Genomic DNA, 22,518 nt, shown 5'->3' on the forward strand with positions numbered 1-22,518 from the left:
TCCGGAATCGGTCGTGGCACCGGTGAGGTGTAACGATGACACGAAAAGTAACACTCGTAGCGGTAGTTGTAATGCTCGCGATGGGAACGTCGGCGGCGCTGGCACTCGGTGCCGGTCCGCAGGCGACGGCGGACGCTCCGGCCGCACAGGAGACGACCACCACGGCAGAGGAGACGACGGTGGCGGCACAGCAGACCACCATGGCGGCAGAGCAGGCGAACGTCACCTTTACCAACCAGACCTCGAACGGTACCGCCGTCATGGTCGAGCGCCTCGTCGTGCCCGAGGGCGGCTTCGTCGTGATTCACGAGGCTGAGAGCGCCGCGGCCGGTGCGGAGGGGACGGCCACGAAGACCACGGCCGCGCTCGCCACGACCATGGTGGGAACCACGACCGCGGCCGAGCAGATGGACCAGCAGTACACTGCGGGTGCGGTTATCGGTAACTCGACGTACCTCGAACCCGGCGTCCACCAGAACGTGACGGTCCAACTCGACGAGCAGATCCAAGGCGATCAGGTCCTCATCGCGATGCTGCACCAGGACACGAACGACAACCAGCAGTACGACTTCCCCGGAGCCGACGACCCCTACACGGTCGACGGCCAACCGGTCACTGACTGGGCGAACGTGAGCGTCCAAGCGGGCGCGACGACGACCGCGGCGGGCGTCCAGACGACGACTGCGGAGCAAGTCGAGACCACGACCGAGGAGGCGTAACACCGAGAGCCGAGTCGACGGCTCCGTCGGCTTTTTTGCGGTTCCGTTCGTCGCAACTCGACTCTTCGTCGCGCCCTGAGCGTTCGTCTCATATAGAGTATCCGACAGCATAGGGGATCCTTATCCCGGGAACTCCCCCTCACGGCGAGGAATCGACGCCGCTACTGGTGGGCACTAACGGGCAACGTCGGGGTTCGGCCGAAAGAATCGACTGACGGAGTCGGGATTGGGCGGACAGCGTCTCGGGGTTCGACGGGCGGTAAAGCGAGATTCACGAGCGGTATTCGGTCGTTCCGAGATAAACGATTGATACGCTCTTCCCCGCGTCCGGCGTGTGTCCGGACGGAGCGACTCATGACACGCAAGACAGCAGTACTCGCTATCGTCGCACTGATGGTCGTCGGAACCTCGGCCGCGCTCGCGGTCGGGTCCGGTCCGGCCGCGACCGGCGACGCACCGCTCGCACAGGACACCGAGACGACGACGGAGAACGAGACGGCCGCCGAGGGCGAGACGACGCAGGCGGAGGAAGCGACGACGACGGCTGAAGGGCAGGTCGGTGCCGAGTCCGCGCGCGTCACCTTCCTCAATCAGAGCGCCGGATTCACCTTCACCGGCGACCAGCCGAACGAGACGACCGTGATGATAGAGCGCGTCGTCGTGCCCGAGGGCGGCTTCCTCGTCCTCCACGAGGCCCGGAACACGACGGGCGAGTACGCCACCGAGGGGCAGGTGGAGGTCGGTGCCGTGGTCGGTAACTCGACGTACCTCGAACCCGGCGTCCACAGCAACGTGGTCGTCGAGTTGAACGAGACCGTCAACAGCAGTCAGACGCTCGTCGCGATGCCGCACCGGGACACGAACGACAACCGGCAGTACGACTTCCCGGAGGCCGACGAACCGTACACCCGTAACGGGTCGCCGGTCATCGACACCGGGTACGTCATCGTGGAGTACGACGCGATAGACCTCACCTTCGGCGAGACGACGACCGCGGCCGGTGACGAGACGGCGGCGGCCGCGAACGAGACGACGACCGAGGCGTAACCACCGCCTCAAGCTTTAATCGTCAGTCACTCGCACGTCCGGTATGACGACCGAGGGAAGTGAGCGCGAGACCGCGCCCGGCGACGCCGACCGACCGTGGAGCCACGAGCAGGCCGTCGTCGGCGACGTCCGTCTCCACTACGTCGCGGCGGGCGACGAGGACGACCCGCTGGTGGTCCTGCTCCACGGCTTCCCCGAGTTCTGGTACTCGTGGCGCGAGCAGATTCCCGCGCTCGCCGACGCGGGCTACCGGGTCGTCGCGCCCGACATGCGGGGGTACAACCTGTCGGAGAAACCCCGCGGCCTCGACGACTACCGGACGGTGGAACTCGTCGGCGACGTGGTCGGCCTGATAAACCACTTCGACCGAGACGCGGCGCACCTCGTCGGCCACGACTGGGGCGGCGTGGTGGCGTGGGAGACCGCGATTCGCCGCCCCGAGGCGGTCGAGCGGTTGGCGGTCCTCAACGCGCCTCATCCCGAGCGGTATCGGCAGGAACTCCGACGGAACCCCGAGCAGTGGGGTCGGTCGCTGTACGTCCTCTACTTCCAACTCCCGTGGCTCCCGGAGACGACGCTCGGTGCCAGCGACTGCGCCGGGGTCGCGGAGATGTTCCGGGAGACGGCGGGGCCGGACACCTTCAGCGAGACCGACCTGCGCCGATACCGGATGGCGGCGTGTCGTCCGGGCGCGCTCACGTCGGCCCTCGACTACTACCGGGCGTTCTTCCGCGAGAACCTGCGCCGCGAGGTTCGGCGACTGCTCGGTCGGGAGACCAGCCAGTACGTCGTTCGAGCGCCGACCCTGCTGGTCTGGGGCGAGCGAGACCCCGCGCTCGGCGTCGAACTGACCGAGGGACTGGAGCGGTGGGTGCCGGACCTCCGCGTCGAACGACTGCCCGACGCGACCCACTGGGTCCAGAACGACCGCCCGGAACGGGTCAACGACCTGCTGGTCGAGTTCCTCGGAGAGTGACCGCTCAGTCCGACTCCTCCTTCGGAAGCCGAATCAGTTCCTCCGGGTTCTGGAAGGCGTAGAGGACGAGCGACCCCTCCAGACGCTGGTTCTTCAGGAGATTCTTGGACGTACTGCGGTCCACGTCGCCGATTATCTCGACCGCGGTCAGAAGTTCGTCCTGCGCGACGCCGAGGTCGCCACGCGCGACTTCGACGCCCTCGGGCGCTCGCACGCTCTCCAGCATCACGTCCACGTAGTCCGAGAGGTCCGTCGTGTCCGCCAGTTGCTCGTGCCACGAGGGCGGGTAGATGCTGACGTTCTCGCTGACGCGGTAGAGTCGGTTCCCGGGTTGCCACGACCGGGCGTCGGTGAGGCGGTCCTCGAAGGAGGTGTCGAACCGCTCGCGGTCGTACTCCAACTCGTCGGCGTAGGCCTCCACGAGGTCGCGGGGCACGCCCGGACCCTCGACGGGGTGGTGGCGTTCGAGGTACTCCACGAGTTCGCGGGCGGTGAAGTACTCGTCGTGGCGGGACAGTTCGTCGGCGAGGTCCGTATCGACGGCGGTCATAGGCGTCGTGCGACGCCGACGCGGAAAAACGCCGCGTAAGATTTCCGACGCGTGACCGGAGGAAGAGACAGCGGGGAAGGGTCGTTGGAAGGAGAGACGTCGGAAGGAGGGACGTCGGAAGGAGAGAGACCGACCCGCGGGCGACTACTTCGCGGTGCTCACGATTTTCACCACGTCGCCTTCCTCCAACTCGTAGTCGTCGCCGATTTCCCGGTTGGTCTTCCCGTTGACGGCGTGGAGGTAGCCGTCGCCGATGTCGCTGTGGACCGCGTAGGCGAGGTCCACGGGCGTGGACCCGCGCGACAGGAGGAAGGCGTCGGGCAGGACGTTGCCCTTCGCGTCGGTCCACTTGGTCTCGTTCTGGACCGGGTAGGCCGTAATCTGGTCGAGCAGGTCGTAGACCGCGGCGTTCAGCGACTCCTGCACTCCGGTCCCGCCCCAATCGCGCATGACCTCCCGAATCCGTTCGAGGCCGCTCTCCTGTTCCCCGCTGAGGTCGCCGACCACCTCGAAGTCCTCGTCGCCGGGGTCGTAGTCCACGACGCCGGCCTGCTCGGCCTGCCGGAGCGCCAACTCGCCCTCCGCGGTCGCCGGAATCACGGGCTTGCCGGTCTCCTTGAGTCGCTCGACGTTCTCCGGGGGAGCCACGTCGGCCTTGTTCGCCACGAGGATGATGGGCTTGGTTCGGGCGCGCACGTCGCGAGCGAGCGCGACTCGGTGGTCGTCGGTCCACTGAATCGGGTCTTCGGGATAGTCGAGGTCCCGGAGGCTGGCGGCCACGTCGGCCTCGCTCGCGCCGAACCCGGTCAGCATGTCGGCCAGCGCGTCGTCGATGTCGAAGTCGGGCGACCGGGACTTGCGCTCGACGCTCTCCCAGTTGCGCTCGACGATGCTGGCGAGCCACTGGTCCATCTCTTCCTCGATGAAATCGACCTCCTCGACGGGGTCGTACGTGCCGATTTCGACGGGGTCGCCCTCCTCGTTGGTGCCGCCGGAGGCGTCCACGACGTTGATAATCGCGTCGGCGTTCGTGAGTTCGTCGAGGAACTGGTTGCCGAGGCCCCGGCCCTCGTGGGCCCCGGGGACGAGTCCGGCCACGTCGAGCAGTTCGATGGGGACGTAGCGCTTGCCGCCGTGGCAGTTCTCGTCGCCGCAGCGCTCGTCGCGTTCGAGACAGGGGCAGTCGGTCCGGACGTGGCTCACGCCCCGGTTGGCGTCGATGGTCGTGAACGGGTAGTTGGCCACGTCCACGTCGGCCATCGTCGCGGCCTTGTAGAAGGTGGACTTGCCCGCGTTGGGCTTGCCCGCCAGCGCGATGGAAATCATGCGAGAAGCTACCGGCGTATCGGGGAACTGCCTTTCGGTTCCGCGGGTTCCGGGCGCGGGCAGTCGGTCGTCGGGGGTCGGGCGGCCGACCGCTCGCGGCCCGGGCGCGCGACGACGCTCGGAACGCGCCGAAATTCGATTCAGAACGCGCCGAACCCCGGACTCAGAACGCGCCGAGACTCGATTGAAGCTGTCGCAGACTCTCCTCCTCGGTGACCTCGTAGCCGACTAAATCCCGCAAATCGACCGCGTAGGTCGTGCCGCCGCGGGCCAGCACCAGCACCCGGCCCTGCACGCCGACGACTTCGCCGGTCGCCAGCGTCTCCGCGACGGGTCGGGTCGAGAGGTCGAGGCCGTAGTCGAAGTCGAACCGCTCGACGGGGTCGAACTCGGCGAGGGCGTCGTGCCACGCCGCGGCGTCCACGTCGCGGTGGAGCCCCGAAATCTTGTCGGGGACCCGCACTCGGTCGGTGAACTCCTCGGCCAACTGGGACTCGATTTCGCGGGCGACCCGGCCGTTCTCGACCGTCCGGAGGTGGGCCGCGCGGTCCGCGCCCTGTTCTCGCAGGCGCGTGCGGAGTCGCCACTCTCTGGTCACGCCGACCTTGAACGTCGCGGGCGCGAACGCGGCGAGGTAGATGGCGTGGTCGTCGTAGCAGTCCATCTCGTCCTTCAGACAGGTGCCGGTACATCGTGCGCAGACCCACGTGCTGGTGTGCTGGTCGCAGTAGGGCGCGCCCTCGTTTGCGCACTCGTAGTGGGTCGGGCCGTCGAGTGCGCCCGCGCACCGGCGCTCGCCGAGCGAATAGCCGAGCGTCCGGCCGGGTTCGAGTCGCTCGCGACGCACCGCTCCGTCGTCCGCGACGACCAGCGCCCCGCGTACACGCTCGTCGTTTCCGCTCCCGTCGCTCTCGTCGCTTCCGTCCTCGCCGCTCGCACCGCCCTCGCGCTCCGTCTCGTACCCGACGATTTGCACGAGACCGGCTACGGGTTCGGTTCCTAAAGGCGTGCGGTTTGCTCCCCCAATTGTTTTCCCCTTTCCAACTACGCCAACAACTCCACTCTAGATATAAAATTAGTATATTTTTCTTAGAAAAATTCATTAGGGCTTAGTCTTATTTACACATGTCATGATACGAAATGATAATGGTGTGTCGAGGCGTAACGTTCTGAAAGGCGTCGGTGCGTCCGTGGCGACCGCGGGCGTGGGAAGCGGTCTGGCGGCGGCCAAGCCAGACGACACGGTCGAGGTCAACGTCGGGTTCGCGTCCGAGCGCGGTCGTCAGGCGGCGCTCAGTCAGGCCGAGGAGACGGTACGGAAGTTCGACTCCATCGACGTGGTCACGCTCCGCCTGCCCAAACAAGCCGCGACGGCGCTGGAGAAGAATCCGAACATCCGGTACGTCGAGGAGAACGGCACGATGCAGGCGCTCGCCCAGACCCTGCCGTGGGGCGTCGACCGCGTGGACGCGGAGGTCGCGCACGCCAACGGCGAGACGGGGTCGGGCGCGGACATCGCCATCGTGGACACGGGCATCGACGACGACCACCCCGACCTGCAGGGCAACCTCGGGACCGGCAAGGCCTTCGTCTCGTGTGGGAACGGCGGCTACTTCGGAAACTGCGGGTTCTCGGGCAACGACAACTCGTGTAACGAACCGTGGTCCGACGACAACGACCACGGGACCCACTGCGCGGGCATCGCCAACGCGGTGAACAACAGTCAGGGCGTCCGCGGCGTCTCCACCGAGGCGACGCTCCACGCGGTCAAGGTTCTGGACTGCTCGGGGAGCGGTTCGTTCTCGGACATCGCGGCGGGAATCGAGTACGTCGCGAATCAGGGCTGGGACGTGGCCAGCATGAGCCTCGGCGGCAGTTCGGGGTCGTCGGCGCTCAAGGACGCGGTTCAGTACGCGCAGGGGCAGGGCGTCCTGCTCGTCGCCGCGGCCGGGAACTCGGGTTCCTGTACCGACTGCGTGGGCTATCCCGCGGCCTACTCCGAAGTCGTCGCGGTCAGTTCGACCAACAAGGACGACAACCTGTCGAGTTTCTCCTCGCAGGGTCCGGAGGTCGAAATCGCCGCGCCCGGCACCGACATCTACTCGACGGTTCCCAGCGGGTACGCCACCTTCTCGGGCACCTCGATGGCGTGTCCACACGTCGCGGGCGCTGGCGGTCAACTGATGGCCAACGGCGCGACCAACGGCGACGCCCGGAGCCAACTCAAGTCCACCGCCGAGGACGTCGGTCTGTCCAGCAACGAATCGGGGTCGGGTCTGCTCGACGTGGCCGCCGCGCTCGGTCTGGACTCCAGCGACAGCACGTAAGCGATTCGCCGACCGCCGCTTTTTCGATAGTTCCGGGGTGGCGTCGCTTAGCGTCGCGTTTTCCTCCCGCGCATAACACTTGAGAACATCCCACTCAGACATTATTTCTATATTTTCACGAAAAACATTTATTGAGGGTTGGTGCCATTATTTCCATGCCATGAGAGATAACGACAATGGTGTGTCGAGGCGTAACGTTCTGAAAGTGGCCGGTGCGTCCGTCGCGACGGCCGCGGCGGGCGGTCTGGCGGCGGCCAAGCCGGACGATACGGTCGAAATCAACGTCGGGTTCGCGTCCGGGAAAGGCCGACAGAAGGCGCTCGCCGCGGCCGACGAGGTCGTCCGGAAGTTCGACTCCATCGACGTGGTGACCATCCGCGCGGCCAAGCGGGCCGCGACGGCGCTGGAGAAGAACCCGAACGTCCGGTACGTCGAGGAGAACGGCACGATGGAAGCGCTCGCCCAGACCCTGCCGTGGGGACAGGACCGCGTCGACTCCGACGTGGTCCACGCGAACGGCGACCTCGGTGCCGGTGCCGACGTGGCCATCCTCGACACGGGCATCGACGACGACCACCCCGACCTGACCGACCACCTCGGCAAGGGGAAGGCGTTCGTCACCTGCGACACGAGCGGTGGCTGTCGGTACGGCGCGAAACCCGCGGACAACACGTGCAACTACTCGTGGACCGACGACAACAACCACGGGACGCACTGCGCGGGCATCGCGGCGGGCGACGACAACTCGCAGGGCGTCGTCGGTGCCGCGCCCGACGCGACGCTCCACGCGGTCAAGGTGCTGGACAAGTGCGGGAGCGGTACGTACTCGGACATCGCGGCGGGCGTCGAGTACGTCGCCGACCAAGGCTGGGACGTGGCCAGCATGAGCCTCGGCGGCAGTTCGGGGTCGTCGGCACTCAAGGACGCGGTCCAGTACGCGCAGGGGCAGGGCGTCTTCGTCGTCGCGGCCGCGGGTAACTCGGGTCCGTGTTCGGACTGCGTGAGCTACCCCGCCGCCTACTCCGAGGTCATGGCCGTGAGTTCGACCGCGAGCGACGACTCCCTCTCGGACTTCTCCAGCACGGGACCGGAAGTCGAGATAGCCGCGCCCGGCACCGACATCTACTCGTCGGTCGCGAACGGCGGCTACGACACCTACTCCGGTACCTCGATGGCGACGCCGCACGTCGCCGGCGTCGCGGGCCAACTCGCCTCGAACGGGACGACCGGCAGCGACATCCGGTCGACGCTGAAGAACTCGGCCGAGGACATCGGTCTGGCCAGCAACGAATCGGGGTCGGGTCTGCTCGACGCCGCGGCCGCACTCGGCTACGACTCGTCGGACGACACGTAGGCCGACCTTCGACCCGACTTCTTTTCGGAGCGCGAACGGCGTCGTCGTGCCCGACGGTTCGACCCTCGCCAGCGACGCGTCGCCGGCATCTCGGCGGCAGTGAGCGTACCGATGTGACCGACCGCGGTCGTCCTGTGACGCTCGGTCGATTTGCTCACCGAGTAAAACTCGCAAATGAGCATTCAGGCATCGAATCGCCTCGGAGCCGGGCTCAGATTTTATTTCATTGTCAGATACTAGAATAAAAGTTTATTTCAGTAGTCTTCTATTGTTAGAATGCGATGCTTGGTAACGAAAACGGCGTTTCCCGACGTAACGTACTGAAAACTGCGGGCGGTTCCCTCGCCGCGATGGGCGCGACGGGCCTCGCGGCGGCCAAACCCGACGACACGGTCGAGGTCAACGTCGGGTTCGACTCCGACAAGGGCCGCCAGATGGCGCTCTCCTCCGCGGACAACGTGGTCCGGAAGTTCGACTCCCTAGACGTCGTGACCGTTCAGGTCCCGAAGAAGGCCGCGACGTCGCTCGAAAGGAGCCCCGATATTCGGTACGTCGAGGAGAACGGCACGATGCAGGCGCTCGCCCAGACCCTGCCGTGGGGCGTCAATCGCGTGGACGCCGACCGCGCGGCCTCGGGCGGAAGCGGTGCCGACGTGGCCATCATCGACACGGGTATCGACGGCAACCACCCCGACCTCGAAGCGAATCTCGGCGCAGGTGCCTACGCCGTCGCGTGTAACTCCTCCTCCGCGGAGTGCACCTACGGCTGGGGCGACGACAACGGCCACGGTACCCACTGCGCCGGTATCGCGGGCGCCGTCGACAACAATCAGGGCGTCGTCGGCGTCGGTGACGCCGTCACGCTCCACGCCGTGAAGGTCCTCAACTCCAACGGCGGTGGCTCCTACTCCGACATCGCGGCCGGTATCGAGTACGTCGCCGACCAGGGCTGGGACGTGGGGTCGCTCTCGCTGGGCGGAAGTGCGTCCTCGACGGTCCGCGACGCGGTCCAGTACGCCGACAGTCGCGGCGTCACGCTGGTCGCGGCGGCCGGGAACTCGGGTCCGTGTTCGGACTGCGTGGGCTACCCCGCCGCCTACCCCGAGACCATCGCAGTCAGTTCGACCAACAGGAACGACGACCTGTCGAGTTTCTCCTCGACCGGTCCCGAAGTCGACATCGCCGCGCCCGGTTCCGACATCTACTCGTCGTACGTCGGCGGCGGCTACAACACGCTCTCGGGCACCTCGATGGCGACCCCGCACGTCGCCGGTGCCGCGGGCATCCTCCGCGCGCAGGGCTACTCCAACTCGCAGGCCAAGAACCGACTCCTGAACACCGCCGAGAACATCGGTCTGGCCAGCAACGAGTCGGGCGCGGGCCTGCTCGACGTGGAAGCGGCGACTCAGTAAGCCGCCGCTCTCGGCACGCCGGCCCGGTAACTGCGGCGTCGTAGCAACCCCGCGACTCCCGCTCGAACGCGGTTCGTCATCCAACCGCGATTCACCCGACTCGTCACCCACCGCGACTCGTCACTCACCCAAGTCGTCACCCACCTGCGACACGTCGCCATCCGCGGGTGACGAAACGCGAGTCCCCCGCGTTTCCACCCCGTTCGCAGTCGGGCGTGGCCCCGGCAGGGCCGCGCCCCGGCGAGTCCGCCTGCCTTTCCGTTCGACAGTGAGACGAGTGCCGCATCACCCGCCATTTTGTTTCGTTAATTCTAGATGAAAATTTTTGTTCCGATAGGACGTATAGTCGAACGATGTTCGACGAACAGTCCATATCGCGACGCACCGTCCTCAAGACGACCGGCGGGTCGCTCCTCGCCGTCGGTGCGGGCGGTCTCGCCGGGGCCGACCCCGGCGAGACGGTCCGGGTCAACGTCGGGTTCGCGTCCGAGCGCGGCCGGTCGGCCGCCCTCGACGCCGCCGACGACGTGGTCCGGGAGTTCACCTTCGACGCCGCGACGCTCGACCTACCCAAGCGCGCGGCCACCGCACTCTCAGAGCGCGCCGGGGTGCGCTACGTCGAGCGCGACGGCACCGCTCGCGCGCTCTCGACGACGTGGGGTTACGACCGAATCGACGCCGACGTGGCGAACGCCAGCGGCTACACCGGCGACGGGGCCGACGTGGCCGTCATCGACACGGGACTGCCCTGCGACGACCCCTGCCTGCCGAACGTCGGCGCGGGCGAGGCGTTCGTGGACTGCTCCGGCGGGTGTTGCGCGCCGTGGGACGACGACAACGGTCACGGCACGCAGGTCGGGGCCGTCATCGGCGCGAGCGAGGCCTGCGAGTGTACGACCGGTGTCGCTCCCGACGCGACCCTCCACGCGGTCAAGGTGCTGGACGGCTACGGCGCGGGGTCGTACTCCGACATCGCGGCGGGCGTCGAGTACGTCGCGAATCAGGGGTGGGACGTCGCCAACATCAGCCTCGGCGGTAGTTCCGGGTCGTCGGTCCTCCGGGATGCCGTGCAGTACGCGACCGACAACGGCGTCCTCCTCGTCGGCGCGGCGGGCGGGGGCGGTCCGTGTTCGAGTTGCGTGGGCTACCCCGCGGCCTACTCGGAGGTGGTCGCGGTCAGCGCGACCAATTCGAACGACGAACTCGCCTCCTTCTCCAGCAGGGGGCCGGAAGTCGAACTCGCCGCGCCGGGGTCCGACGTCACCACGGGCGGGAGCGACGGCGGGTGCGCCACCTTCTCGGGCACGTCGTACGCCACCGCTCACGTCTCGGGCGTCGCCGCGCTCGTGATGGCCGAGGGCTACGCCAACACCGGCGCTCGCACCCGACTCCGGAACACCGCCGAGGACGTCGGCCTGTCGAGCGACGAGCAGGGGTACGGACTGGTGGATGCCGCGGCCGCGGTCGGACTCGATTCGGGCGACGACTGAGCGGTCCCCGCGAAAAGTTTTCAGGCCTCCGACGGCCAGTAGAAAGTATGGCGCTTCAGAGTTCCGTCGACGCGACGGTCGAGTCCGACCGCGTGGTCTTCGAGTACACCGTCGAGAACGTCGGCGACGCCCCCGAGGAGGTTCAGTTCCGAAGTTCCCTGCTGGCCGACTTCGCGGTCGTGGCGGACGGCGAAGAGGTCTGGCGGGCCAGCGACGACCAGATGTTCGCCCAGATGATACAGACCGAGCGCATCGACGCCGACGACGGCGAGACGTTCGCCGAGGCGTGGGACGACCCTGCGCCCGGCGACTACACCGTCGTCGCCACCCTGAACGCGACCGGCGACGACGCCGAGGCCCGGACCGACTTCTCGGTGTAAGTCGAGTCGCAACCCACCAGACTTCTGACAGACTTCTTACCTAACTCCGTTTCAGCGAGTCTTGAAGTCGCTCGCGGCAGGAGTTCGACCCGAGAACGCATGTCGAACTCCGACACCGCGGCCGCCGCGAACCCCGACGACTACCTCGAACGAATCGGTCTCGACCCGGGCGCAGTCCGCGCGTCCGACGCCGCGGACCGCGAGACGCTGGCGGCGCTTCAGCGGGCCCACGTCGCGACCGTACCGTTCGAGACGCTCGCGGTCACGGGCGACCCCTTCGGACCCCGCGACGGCGAGGGCGTGACGCTGACCCTGCCCCACCTCTACGAGAAGGTCGTGGACCGCGAGCGCGGCGGGTTCTGCTTCGAGTTGAACGGCCTGTTCGGGTGGTTGCTCGCCGAACTCGGCTTCGACGCGGACCGAATCGCCGCGCGGATGCTAAGCGACGACGGCGACCCGAGGCCGCCCGCGAACCACCACGCGCACCTCGTGTCGCTCGACCGCACCTACGTCGTGGACGTCGGATGCGGGGTGCCGACGATGCGCCGACCGCTTCCGCTCGGCGGGAGCGTCCGCGAGGACTCGGCGGGCGTCGCGTGGCGCGCGGTCGAGAGCGAGCGACCGGACGCCGCGTATCTGACACAGTACCGCACGCCGGGCGACGAGGAGTGGCGCGACCGGTACGTCTTCGACGCGACGCCCCGCAAACTCAGTTACTTCGAGGCGACCTGCGACCACCTCGCCACCGCGCCCGAGTCGTCGTTCACGGGCGACCCGACCGTCTCGATAGCGACCGAGCGCGGCCACCTCAAACTCTCGCCGGAGAAACTCACTCGGTCGGACCGGAGCGAGCGCTCCGAACGCGAAATCGGCGAGGACGAGTGGTACGACCTGCTCGAATCCGAGTTCGGACTGCGGTACACGTCGGAGTGACCTCCGGTACGCAGTTGCGCCACCGCCGACTCGCCGCCGCGTTCCGAAACCCCCTAACCCGCCGACCACCGACGCCCTGACATGCAAGGCGAACCCGAAGTTGCGGTCCTCCGACTCGGCCACCGGCCGGGCCGCGACGAGCGCATGACGACCCACGTCGGCCTGACCGCGCGGGCGCTGGGGGCCGACCGCGCGATTCTGGCGGGCGACGCGAGCAAGTCACGGGGTACCGTCGAGGACATCACCGACCGCTTCGGCGGACCGTTCGACGTGGAACTGACCGAAAGCCCGAAGGCGGTCATCCGCGACTGGGAGGGGCAGGTCGTCCACCTCACGATGTACGGCGAGCGGGTGCAGGACGTGGAGGCCGAAATCCGCGAGCGTCGCGCGGACGGCGACCCGATTCTCGCGGTCGTCGGGTCTCAGAAGGTGTCGTTCGACGTGTACGAGGCCGCCGACTGGAACGTCGGCGTGACGAACCAACCGCACTCGGAGGTGGCCGGACTGGCGGTGTTCTTGGACCGCCTGTTCGAGGGCCGGGAGTTGGACCGCGAGTGGGAGGACGCCGACCAGACCGTGATTCCGAAGGCGACGGGCAAGAAAGTCGTTCCCGCCGACGAGGAGTGACTCGGGGACCGTCGGGGACGATGGGGTTCGAATCGCTGTCGGAACGACGGCCGGAAGTACACCGACGCGGTGGCACCGAATACCGCCGATAACATGGGTGAAGCCGACTGTAGGATTCTGAAAGAAATCTATATATTTCTGAGAACATTCTATGAATTTCTTCGGGGCTCTACACCCGTCGCAGCCGACCGTCCAACTCCACGTCCAGCCCCGCCTCACGGGCGTATTCTACGATGGCTTCGTACTGGACGCCGAACGACTCCACCACGTCGTCCGGGTAGATTGGCTCGGAGCCGTACTCGACGGCGTAGGCGTTCGTGGCGACCGAGTAGTCCGCGTCCGGGGCCACCGGCTCGCCGTCGAGGCGGACCTCGCGAATCTCGCCCTCCTCCGGGTCGTAGGCGACTTCGACGCCCGCGAAGTGGCCCGCCCAGAGCCGGCCGTGTTCGTCGTCGGGCGTGAAGACCGTCTCGACCAGTTCCCGGAGGCGCGCGCCAGGCACGACAGCGGTCTGGAGTTCCCCGCCGAACGGCGAGACGCCTTGTCCCTTTCAGTCCGTCAGGGGTGGCGGTCGAAGCACCGAGCGACGCCAGCGGACGCGTGACCGAGCGATAGTGGCGGTCAGGTCTCCGACCGACGCCATCGCCCGTCGCAAGTCACGACCCACCGGGGCCAGTTCTGCGAGGAATGACGTGTTCCCGATGGTTTTAAACGCTCCAACGCCCCAGTACACGATAATGGCTTTTGAGGACTTACTGGAGGACCCAGTAATTCAGAAATATCTTCACGAATTGGTCGGTCCGAAGGGAATGCCGGTCGCGGCGGCCCCGCCGGACGGCGAAGTCACCGACGAGGAACTCGCCGAGGAGTTGGACCTCGAACTCAACGACGTGCGCCGCGCGTTGTTCATCCTCTACGAGAACGACCTCGCCACGTACCGACGACTCCGCGACGAGGACTCGGGGTGGCTGACGTACCTCTGGACGTTCCAGTACGAGAACATCCCGGACAACCTCGAAGAGGAGATGCACCGCCTGCTCGAAGCGCTCGACCAGCGCGAGGACTACGAGCGCCAACACGAGTTCTACCTCTGTGAGGTCTGTTCGATTCGGTTCGAGTTCGGCGAGGCGATGGACTTCGGCTTCGAGTGTCCCGAGTGCGGGTCGCCGCTCGAATCCATGGAGAACAGTCGGCTCATCGACGCGATGGAGCGGCGAATCGCGGACCTCCGCGAGGAACTCAACGTCGAGAAACTCGAAGAGGCCGAGGCATAGATGGTCGTACTCGCCACCAAGGTGTACGTCGAAGGCGACGCCCGCGAGCGCTCGCTCGACGCGCTCCGGTCGCTGGTCGCCAACGAAATCGAGGACTTGGACGTGGAGTACACCGTGGGCGTGCGCCGCGACGACTTCGCGGTCGTCACCATCGAAGGAGACGACGAGGTCGTCGCGCGAAACCTCCTCCGCGAGGAGTACGGCGAGGTCACGCCGGACTTCGAGGCGGGCGAGACGTACGTCGGCACGCTCGAAGCGTGGGACGATGACGGCTTCGTCCTCGACGCGGGCGAGGACGTTCGCGTGCCCGCCGACGAACTCGGACTCGGGCAGGGGACGCCCGTCCAAATCGTCGAGCGCTTCGGACTCGTCCAGCACATGCCGCTCCGGTTCGTGTACGACGACCCCGACACCGAGAGCCACCGCCTCGCCGACGCCGAGCGCGACCGACTCTACGACTGGACGCGCGGGGCCGGTCGGGTCAACGTCAACAGCGCGACTCGCGGAGAGGTCCGCGCGACGGTCAACCGCGCCGGCCACGCCCGCGACATCGTCACCGTCGAGCGCCTCGGCCTGCTGGAGCAGAGCATCGTCTGCAAGGACGAGACCGACCCGCCGGGTCTGCTCGCGGCCATCGGCGACTACCTGCCCGCGGAGATTCGGTGCGTGATTCCGTAACTCAGCATGAATCGGCGACTCCTACTCGCGTGCGCGACGCTGGCCGTCTTGGCCGCAACCGCCGGCTGTACCGGTATCTTCGGCGGCGACCAGATAAGCGAGAAGCGACTCGAAGGCGACAGCAACGCGACCTACGACTGGAACACCACCGCGGAGGTGACGCTCAACGTCACCGGCGGACAGTACCGCGCCATCTACGACTTCTCCAACCGGTCGCAACTCAAGATATTCCAGCGCGAGTCGCTCGGCGAGGAGGCCCCGGTCGACGTGAAGACGGTTCGGTTCCGCTACCCGAACGGCACCGTCGTCACGCTAGACCAGTCGCAGGTCCAGCGCAAGGACTCCCGGACGGTGTTCACGCTCCCCTCGCGCGAGGGGAAACTCGCCTACACCGCGCCACACCGCGGGAAGTCGTTCAGCACGCCGACGTACGTCGAGGGGTCCTACGAGGTCATCCTGCCGAGCGGAATGCGAGTCGGCACGCCGATTCTGAGTCAGGTCCGTCCCGACGCCGACCAGAAGCATCAGATCGGCGGCCGGGTCCACCTCTCGTGGGCCGAGGTCACGGCGAAGAACGTCACCGTCCGGTACTACCTCGCGCGCGACCTGCTCATCTTCGGGGGCATCATCGGCGCGGGCGTCGTCATCGCGCTCCTCGGGTTGGCCTACTTCCGCCTCCAGATTCGACAACTCGAACGCGAGCGCGAGGAGATGGGTCTGAACGTCGACACCGACGGCGACGAGTTCGACCAAGGCCCGCCGCCGGGGATGGGGTAACGGACCGCCGCGGAGCGTCTGGTTTTTACTCGCGCGACACCAACCGCTCGCTATGCAGGTTGCCCTCGTCACCGTCGGCGACGAACTGCTGGCGGGCGACACCGTGAACACCAACGCCGCGTGGCTCGGCGAACGACTCGGCGAGCGCGGCGCGAGCGTCGAGCGCGTGGTCGTGGTCCCCGACCGAGTGGCCGACATCGCCCGCGTCGTCAACGAGTTGCGGGCCAACTACGAGGCCGTCGTCGTCACCGGCGGTCTCGGGCCGACCCACGACGACATGACGATGGAGGGCGTCGCGGCCGCGGTCGGCGTCCCGGTCGAAGAGCACGACGACGCCGTGTCGTGGATTACCGACCACACCGACTACGAGCGCGCCGACCTCGTGGAGGGAACGACCCACCTCCCGAAGGGGTCTCGCATGCTCCCGAACGAGCGTGGCGTCGCGCCCGGGTGCGTCATCGAGGGCATCTACGTCCTGCCGGGCGTGCCCGAGGAGATGAAGGCCATGTTCGAGTCCGTCGCCGGGGAGTTCTCCGGGGAGAAGCGACACGCGATCGTCGTGGAGGCCGACGAACCAGAGAGCGCGCTCGTCGAGCGATTCGCGGAGCTACGCGACCGGTTCGACGTGACCGTCGGCAGTTACCCCGGCGACCACGTGCGGGTCAAGTTGCAGAGTACCGACGAGGACGAACTCGAACGCGCGGCGGCGTGGCTTCGCGAACGCGTCGAGGGCGTTCAGCGGTAGAAGTACGCCAGCCACGCGGCCGTGATAAGGAGTCCGAGGACGCCAGTGACGATACCTGCGGCGTTGGCCGGAATCGACGCCGATTCTGCGAGTACGAACATACGAGTCGGTTCCATGGCCGGTCCCTTAACCCTTGTTAAGCGCGGCGACGGTTCCCCGTTTCGTCGGGCGAAACCCCGGATTGAATCGGCGAACGGTCCCGAAACGTCGGCGTAACCCGGCGTTTCTTTCTCCGGAAGAATACGTTTTTTCGACCTCGACGGGCGGGAAACACACCGTTGTCCGATTGAACGATAGCCAACGGTCGCTCCGGTTTATCTGCGAATCCGGCGAAGGCTCGTTCGCCTGCGGCGCGGCGTCTCGACGCTTAGGAGGCGCCCACGCAGGGGAGTGAACAACTATGTCCGAAAAGTATCAACAGTCCACGGGAAGCACAGGTCAGCAGACGCACAGCGGTTCGATGGGCCAACAGACGGGCCAGCAACAGCCGATGCAGTCGCAGGGAATGGGTATGCAGTCCGGCGGCCAGATGGGCCAGATGGGGACCCAACAGTCCGGCCAGAGCCACCGCACGACACACGAGAACGTCGGCCACCAGTTCGAGTCAGAGATGACCCCCGAACTGAATCAGGCGCTCGAGTCCTTCGACCGCGTGGTCGAAATCGCCGAGTGGTGCGCCGACAAGTGTATCGAGAGCGGCCCCCAGATGGCCGAGTGCGCCCGACTCTGCGAGGACCTCGCGGACCTCGCGTCGCTGAACGAGAAACTCATCGCGCGCGACTCCATCAACGGGCCGGAGGTCGCCGAGGCGTTCCTGCGAGTCGCCCAGCAGGGACTCCCGATTCTCCAGCAGCACCAGCAGTCGCCCCACGTACAGGAGACGTATCAGGCGGTCCAGCAGGCGCTGGACTCGACGAGCAGACTGCTCGACTCCATCAGCGGCGGCCAGCAGAGCCAGACGATGGGCATCCAAGAGCAGGTCCAGCAGGGCGGACAGATGGGCCAACAGGGCGGACAGATGGGCCAACAGGGCGGACAGATGGGCCAACAGGGCGGACAGATTGGCCAGCAGAGCGGGCAGATGGGCCAGCAAGGCGGACAGACGGGGTCGTTCTCGGGTTCCCAGTCGTACTGAACTCCGTCCAACCGACGGGTCGCTGACAGTCCATTTCGGTAGTCGATTTCTTTTCGCGTCGATTCGACTCCGAAGCCGTCGGCTCGCGGTACGGACCGCTCGCACCGCGGTGACCGGGTCCGGGGTATCGGACCGCTTTTGCGCTCGACGCGCGTAGCGACGCCTATGCGAACTATCGGCGTCGTGGTCAACCCCATCGCGGGGATGGGCGGACGAGTAGGGCTGAAGGGCACCGACGGGAAGGTCGAGGCGGCCCGCGAGCGCGGCGCGCAACCGCGGGCACCCGAGCGTGGGGTCGCGGCCCTGCGCGCTCTCGCCCAGCGCGCCGGCGGCGCGGACGACTCCGAAGTCGAGATTCTGACCTACGGCGGCGAGATGGGCGAGCGCGAGGCCCGGTCGGCCGGGTTCGACCCGAAGGTCGTCGGGTCGTCCGCGGGCGACGAGACCGCCGCTGAGGACACTCGCGAGGCGGTCCGGCGGTTCGCCGCCGAGGGAGCGGACCTGATTCTGTTCGTCGGCGGCGACGGGACCGCGGTGGACGTGGCCGAGACGCTGGACGAGGCGGGCGCCGAGATTCCCATCCTCGGCGTGCCGGCGGGCGTGAAGGTCTACTCGGCGGTGTTCGCGGTGACGCCCGAGGCGGCGGGCCGGGTCGCGGCCGACTTCGACCGGACCGAGCGCCGGGAGGTCAACGACATCGACGAGGACGCCTACCGTGAGGGCGAGGTCCGGGCCGAGTTGAAGGGCGTCGCCGCGGTGCCCGTGGCCGAGGACCTGCAGTCGAGCAAGCAGGTCGGCGGCGGCACCGTCGAGAGCGTCGCGGCGGGCGTCGCCGCGGACGCGCGGAGCGACGAGGGGGCGACCTACGTCCTCGGACCGGGCGGTACGGTCGGGGCGGTCAAGTCGGAACTCGGCTTCGAGGGGTCGCCGCTCGGTGTGGACGTGTGGCGCGACGGCGAGGTGCTGGTCGAGGACGCCAGCGCCGACGATATTCTCTCGCACCTCGGCGACCGGAACATTGTCGTGGTCTCGCCCATCGGCGGGCAGGGGTTCGTCTTCGGCCGGGGCAACGACCAGATTTCCCCCGACGTGATTCGCCGGTCGGAGGTCGAAGTCGTCGCCTCGAAGGACAAGTTAGACGGCGTGGGCGTCCTCCGAGTCGACACCGGCGACGACGAGGTCGACGACTCCCTGCGCGGGTGGCGGAAGGTCAGGGTCGGCAGATTCGAGCGCCGGATGATGAAGGTCGTTTAAGGCACAATAATTGTCTCCTAGTGAAGTTTAAGGTCATGGGGGGTCGAGGGAACAGACATGGAAACGCGCAAGGTGCAGCGACTGGGTCCCTCGACGCTGGCGATGACCCTGCCGGCGGAGTGGGCCAAGGAGAACAACGTCGAGAAGGGTGACGAGGTCTCGCTTCGGATGGGCGGGAAGGGGACGCTGACGGTCCTGCCGGAGTCGGCCCACACCGAGGAGTCCGAGGCGGTCATCCACGCCGAGAATCTGGACGCCGACGCGGTCGAACGCGCCATCGTCGCCCAGTACGTCCTCGGCCGACGGGTCATCCACGTCGAGAGCGAGGACACCCTCGAGAGCGCCCACATCAACGCGGTCTACAAGGCCGAGACGCAACTGATGGGACTGGGCGTGGTCGAGGAGACGCCCGACAGCATCGCCATCCGGTGTTCGGTCGACCCCGAGGACTTCAGCCTCGACAACCTGCTCGAACGACTGGAGAACACCGGGTCCACGATGCGCGGCGAGGCGGTCAAGGCCCTGGCGCACGGCAACCCGGACCTCGCACAGCGCGCGCTCAACCGCGAGCGACAGGCGAACAAGATTTTCGTCCTGCTGCTGCGACTCATCTTCACGGCGTACCAGAACCCGACGCTGGCCCGCGCGGTTGACTTAGACACCGGGTTCCCGCTCATCGGCTACCGGTCCATCGCCAAGAACCTCGAACTCATCGCGGACAACGCCGAGGACATCGCCGAAATCACCCTCGAAGCCGAGGGCCACACCCTCGACGTGGACGGCCAGACGATGCGCCGCATCCGGGAGTTCACGGACCAAGTGGACGAGATCACCGCGAAGGCGGTGCAGGCCGCCGTCGAACGCGACTACGACAAGACGCTGGAGGTCCGGGCGCTGTTCCACGAGATCGGCGACCGGGAGAGCGACATCCTCTCGGACCTGCCCGAGATGGACAACGACTCGCTGCTGGCGGTCCGCGAGGTGCTGGTCAGCCTCCAGCAGACCGCCCAGTACGCGATGCGGAACGCGGAAATCGCGGCGAATCTGGCGCTCAACGAAGAGAGCGAACACACGACTATCAACTGACGCGCGGCGGTTCCGAAACCCGCCGCCGCGAGCGTTCGGGTTCGGAAACAATCGCTTTCCGTTCGTAACCGCTAACGCGTCGCATGGGAGTCGTCGACACTATCAAGGAGTGGGTGATTCCCGACGCCGAATCGGGCGTCGAATTGCAGTGTACGAACTGCGGCGAGACGTTCGACGAACCCCTCGAAAACTGTCCCAACTGCGGGTCCGAGGAGACCAAGGAGGTCGGGGGATTCGACATGCGTCCGGACGAGTGAGGAGAATCGAGGAGTGGCCTCGAACGTCGTCTCCCGGAACGAGGGTCGGTCGACCGGACGGAACGGCGCCTGTCGGGGGTCGAGTTCGAAGCCACTGATAGACGCTTCTAGCAGGTTCAAAGAAATATTAGCGTTCTCTAAGGCACGAAAAATATTTCTTATACTGGGCCGGTGGCGGGTCCTCAGTCCCCGACGACCACCTCGCCTTCCTCGCTACCGACGGGTTGTTCGCAGGCCGACTCTCCGGTCTTCTCGGCGGTCAGCGGGTTGCGCCGGGTTATCGTGCAGTCGAAACTGGGATGCTCCGCGAAGTGGCGCACCAGCATGTGGCGGCGCGACCCCGTGATTCCCGTTCGGCCCACGTCGTCGGCCGAGAACTCGTCGGGCAGTCGGTCGAACATCCGACGCAGCGCCTCGAAGCTCTCGAACACCTTCGAGTTGCCCGCCGAGTCCGCGCCGCGGCGTGACACCTCGTAGGTGCCGTCTTCGCGGTGGACGCCCGCGGTCCGGAAGAACTCCCGGCGTTGGGTCAGGGCGTCGCCGACCGCGTCCTGCAGGTCCGCGGCCTCGTCTCTGGACAGTTCGTAGGCTCGGTCTTCGACCGCCAGTACTATCGACTCGCCGTCGCTCCGTATCGAAACGTCACTCTCATCGCACGAGAAGAACTCGATCAGGAGCGTCTACACTCCGTGTCATGCGTTGGTAGCTCTCTCACCCGAGGTTAAAACTCTACCGGCGACCGGAAATATCTGCGTCGTTCTCCCGGCGGTGTGGTCTCCGGGTCGCCGTGAACCCGCGCCAGCGGCGAGCGTTCGGGCGTGAGGTCCCGCCGCCGGCAAGCATTCAGGCGCGAAACGTTTCGTCGCCGCGCTATCGGAGTCCGGCCTCGGACAGCGAGAGGAGGCCGTCGTCGGTGGTCGTCGTGTCCTCGCCGGTGGTCGTGCCGTCGTCCGCGGTAGTCGTGGTGGTGGCGGTAGTGGTGGTAGTGGTAGTATCACCGTCTGCCGTCGTCGTCGCCGAGTCGTCGTTCGCGGTGGTCGCCGAACCGTCGCTCGTCGTCTCTCCGCCCGACTCCGAGTCGTCGGCAGTTCCCGACTCGCCGGCGCTTGCGGACCCGTCAGACTCGGCCTTGTTGCCGAAGATGTCGGTCTCGACTGTCTTCCGGTAGGTCAGTTCGTCCAGCGGCACGCGGAACGTCTCGCCCCCGAGTTCGATTTCGGCGTAGAAGTCGATGCGGAGCTGGGTCACTTGGTCGTTTTCGAGGTGCGAGACCCACCACTCGTCGAGTTTCGCGTTCTCGATAGCCGTCCGAGTCTCGATGGTCTCGGTGCTGTGGCCCTCGATGACGTGGCCGGTCTCGCTCGACCCGTTGCCGACCGTGATGTTGTTCATCGTGATGGTGTAGCCGAGTTCGGTAATCGCCATCGGGAGCGTCTTGGCGTTGTAGACGGTGAAGCGCATGTCGATGGGCGTCTCGGACTCCGTCACCGTACCCCACTGCGCGCTGGTCTCGTTGACGTAGCCGACCGGGTCCGAGACCAGCGGTTGCTCGGCGTTGATGGGCCGCGGTTCCGAGGAGTTGAACTGCGAGATGACGTCGGTCGAAATCTCGCGCTCGACCGGCGGGGCTTGGAAACTCCGTCCGAGTGTCTGCGAACGAACCGACGCGTCAACCCGGAGCGCGGTCTTCTCGCCGTTCCGGACGTGGCTGGCCCACCACGCCGGAATCCGGTCGTTGCGCATCTCGGTGCTGAGCGCCACGGTGCTGTTGCCGGTGCCGACCGAGACGCCCTCCTTGGTGCCGTTGGCCATCGCCACGCCGTTCATCGTCACGTCGTAGGAGACCGACACCCCGCCGAGGTTGACGCCGACGGGATTGGGATTCCGGACCACGAGGTCGGTCCGAATCTCCGTCGTCTCCTCGGTCACGTTGCCGAAACTGTTGTGGATGCCGCCGACGCTCGGCGCGCCGAGGAGTCCGAGCGAGAGGCCTCCGCCCCCGACGACGCCGAGGGCCACCACCACCGTGACCAGTACACGAAGCTTGCTTCCGAGTAACGCTGACTTGATGCTCCCGAGCATACTCGGAAGCCGACACTCCACCCCGTAAAACCCATCGACGTGTACCGCCGAGTAGAATGAACTAAGTTCCGCCCGCCGGAAACGCCGGG

23 protein-coding genes and 1 pseudogene are annotated in these 22,518 nt (G+C 66.8%); 18 read left to right on the plus strand and 6 right to left on the minus strand.

Features of this window, described 5'->3' with window-relative positions; genetic code table 11:
* Window positions 1-71 precede the first annotated feature (71 nt).
* The 3 genes from M0R89_RS16450 (at window position 72) to M0R89_RS16460 (ending at window position 2,742) form a co-directional block, all read left to right on the plus strand.
* On the plus strand, window positions 72-719 hold the full coding sequence (locus tag M0R89_RS16450; protein WP_248650165.1) for a DUF7282 domain-containing protein: 648 nt from the start codon (window positions 72-74) through the stop codon (window positions 717-719).
* 354 nt (window positions 720-1,073) lie between these two features.
* Window positions 1,074-1,766, plus strand: coding sequence for a DUF7282 domain-containing protein (locus tag M0R89_RS16455; RefSeq protein ID WP_248650166.1), 693 nt, complete (start codon window positions 1,074-1,076; stop codon window positions 1,764-1,766).
* Between the two features lie 43 nt (window positions 1,767-1,809).
* Window positions 1,810-2,742 carry an alpha/beta fold hydrolase gene (locus tag M0R89_RS16460; RefSeq protein ID WP_248650167.1) on the plus strand — a complete coding sequence of 311 codons (933 nt, stop codon included), beginning with the start codon at window positions 1,810-1,812 and terminating at the stop codon, window positions 2,740-2,742.
* 4 nt (window positions 2,743-2,746) lie between these two features.
* Here M0R89_RS16460 and M0R89_RS16465 read toward each other — a convergent pair whose 3' ends face one another.
* The 3 genes from M0R89_RS16465 to M0R89_RS16475 all read right to left on the minus strand — a co-directional run bounded on the left by M0R89_RS16465 (window position 2,747) and on the right by M0R89_RS16475 (window position 5,594).
* Window positions 2,747-3,292: a hypothetical protein gene (locus tag M0R89_RS16465; protein WP_248650168.1), complete on the minus strand. Its 546-nt coding sequence runs from the start codon at window positions 3,290-3,292 to the stop codon at window positions 2,747-2,749.
* Between the two features lie 144 nt (window positions 3,293-3,436).
* Window positions 3,437-4,618: a redox-regulated ATPase YchF gene (locus tag M0R89_RS16470; RefSeq protein ID WP_248650169.1), complete on the minus strand. Its 1,182-nt coding sequence runs from the start codon at window positions 4,616-4,618 to the stop codon at window positions 3,437-3,439.
* 163 nt (window positions 4,619-4,781) lie between these two features.
* Entirely contained in the window at window positions 4,782-5,594 is an 813-nt protein-coding gene (locus M0R89_RS16475; RefSeq protein WP_368408843.1) for a DUF2797 domain-containing protein, read from the minus strand.
* A gap of 154 nt (window positions 5,595-5,748) precedes the next feature.
* Between M0R89_RS16475 and M0R89_RS16480 the strand changes: the two genes are divergently transcribed.
* The 7 genes from M0R89_RS16480 (at window position 5,749) to M0R89_RS16510 (ending at window position 13,141) form a co-directional block, all read left to right on the plus strand.
* On the plus strand, window positions 5,749-6,945 hold the full coding sequence (locus M0R89_RS16480; protein WP_248650170.1) for a S8 family peptidase: 1,197 nt from the start codon (window positions 5,749-5,751) through the stop codon (window positions 6,943-6,945).
* Between the two features lie 160 nt (window positions 6,946-7,105).
* Window positions 7,106-8,299: a S8 family serine peptidase gene (locus M0R89_RS16485; RefSeq protein WP_248650171.1), complete on the plus strand. Its 1,194-nt coding sequence runs from the start codon at window positions 7,106-7,108 to the stop codon at window positions 8,297-8,299.
* Between the two features lie 281 nt (window positions 8,300-8,580).
* Window positions 8,581-9,711 carry a S8 family peptidase gene (locus M0R89_RS16490; RefSeq protein ID WP_248650172.1) on the plus strand — a complete coding sequence of 377 codons (1,131 nt, stop codon included), beginning with the start codon at window positions 8,581-8,583 and terminating at the stop codon, window positions 9,709-9,711.
* Window positions 9,712-10,064: 353 nt separating this feature from the next.
* The gene (locus M0R89_RS16495; RefSeq protein WP_248650173.1) at window positions 10,065-11,201 is read left to right on the plus strand and encodes a S8 family serine peptidase; all 1,137 of its coding nucleotides are present in this window, start codon (window positions 10,065-10,067) and stop codon (window positions 11,199-11,201) included.
* Between the two features lie 47 nt (window positions 11,202-11,248).
* The gene (locus M0R89_RS16500; RefSeq protein ID WP_248650174.1) at window positions 11,249-11,581 is read left to right on the plus strand and encodes a BsuPI-related putative proteinase inhibitor; all 333 of its coding nucleotides are present in this window, start codon (window positions 11,249-11,251) and stop codon (window positions 11,579-11,581) included.
* Between the two features lie 99 nt (window positions 11,582-11,680).
* Entirely contained in the window at window positions 11,681-12,514 is an 834-nt protein-coding gene (locus tag M0R89_RS16505) for an arylamine N-acetyltransferase family protein (protein WP_248650175.1), read from the plus strand.
* 81 nt (window positions 12,515-12,595) lie between these two features.
* A complete protein-coding gene (locus tag M0R89_RS16510; RefSeq protein WP_248650176.1) occupies window positions 12,596-13,141 on the plus strand; it encodes a tRNA (cytidine(56)-2'-O)-methyltransferase in 546 nt (181 codons plus the stop codon).
* 169 nt (window positions 13,142-13,310) lie between these two features.
* On the opposite strand, the pseudogene M0R89_RS16515 reads toward M0R89_RS16510, so the two are convergent.
* Window positions 13,311-13,667 (minus strand): annotated as a pseudogene (locus M0R89_RS16515) (5'-nucleotidase C-terminal domain-containing protein); the annotation flags it as partial.
* Between the two features lie 211 nt (window positions 13,668-13,878).
* Here M0R89_RS16515 and M0R89_RS16520 point away from each other — a divergent pair.
* The 8 genes from M0R89_RS16520 (at window position 13,879) to M0R89_RS16555 (ending at window position 20,347) form a co-directional block, all read left to right on the plus strand.
* Entirely contained in the window at window positions 13,879-14,415 is a 537-nt protein-coding gene (locus M0R89_RS16520) for a transcription factor (protein ID WP_248650178.1), read from the plus strand.
* A complete protein-coding gene (locus tag M0R89_RS16525) occupies window positions 14,416-15,093 on the plus strand; it encodes a DUF2110 family protein (RefSeq protein ID WP_248650179.1) in 678 nt (225 codons plus the stop codon).
* 6 nt (window positions 15,094-15,099) lie between these two features.
* Window positions 15,100-15,870, plus strand: coding sequence for a DUF5803 family protein (locus M0R89_RS16530; protein WP_248650180.1), 771 nt, complete (start codon window positions 15,100-15,102; stop codon window positions 15,868-15,870).
* Between the two features lie 52 nt (window positions 15,871-15,922).
* Window positions 15,923-16,615: a competence/damage-inducible protein A gene (locus M0R89_RS16535; RefSeq protein ID WP_248650181.1), complete on the plus strand. Its 693-nt coding sequence runs from the start codon at window positions 15,923-15,925 to the stop codon at window positions 16,613-16,615.
* 400 nt (window positions 16,616-17,015) lie between these two features.
* Window positions 17,016-17,750 carry a four-helix bundle copper-binding protein gene (locus M0R89_RS16540; protein ID WP_248650182.1) on the plus strand — a complete coding sequence of 245 codons (735 nt, stop codon included), beginning with the start codon at window positions 17,016-17,018 and terminating at the stop codon, window positions 17,748-17,750.
* A 165-nt stretch (window positions 17,751-17,915) separates the two neighbouring features.
* Window positions 17,916-19,004 (plus strand): ATP-NAD kinase family protein, encoded by a 1,089-nt coding sequence (locus tag M0R89_RS16545; RefSeq protein WP_248650183.1) that lies wholly within the window; start codon window positions 17,916-17,918, stop codon window positions 19,002-19,004.
* A 57-nt stretch (window positions 19,005-19,061) separates the two neighbouring features.
* A complete protein-coding gene (locus M0R89_RS16550; RefSeq protein ID WP_248650184.1) occupies window positions 19,062-20,090 on the plus strand; it encodes a phosphate uptake regulator PhoU in 1,029 nt (342 codons plus the stop codon).
* Window positions 20,091-20,173: 83 nt separating this feature from the next.
* Window positions 20,174-20,347: a hydrogenase maturation nickel metallochaperone HypA gene (locus M0R89_RS16555; protein ID WP_248650185.1), complete on the plus strand. Its 174-nt coding sequence runs from the start codon at window positions 20,174-20,176 to the stop codon at window positions 20,345-20,347.
* 182 nt (window positions 20,348-20,529) lie between these two features.
* On the opposite strand, the gene M0R89_RS16560 is transcribed toward M0R89_RS16555, so the two are convergent.
* Together M0R89_RS16560 and M0R89_RS16565 are read right to left on the minus strand one after the other, a co-directional pair.
* Complete coding sequence (locus M0R89_RS16560) at window positions 20,530-20,928, minus strand: DUF7528 family protein (protein ID WP_368408882.1); 399 nt, start codon at window positions 20,926-20,928, stop codon at window positions 20,530-20,532.
* Window positions 20,929-21,217: 289 nt separating this feature from the next.
* A complete protein-coding gene (locus M0R89_RS16565) occupies window positions 21,218-22,429 on the minus strand; it encodes an LEA/WHy family protein (RefSeq protein WP_248650187.1) in 1,212 nt (403 codons plus the stop codon).
* Window positions 22,430-22,518: the final 89 nt, after the last annotated feature.

Source organism: Halorussus limi, assembly GCF_023238205.1.
GTDB classification, from domain to species: Archaea; Halobacteriota; Halobacteria; order Halobacteriales; family Haladaptataceae; genus Halorussus; species Halorussus limi.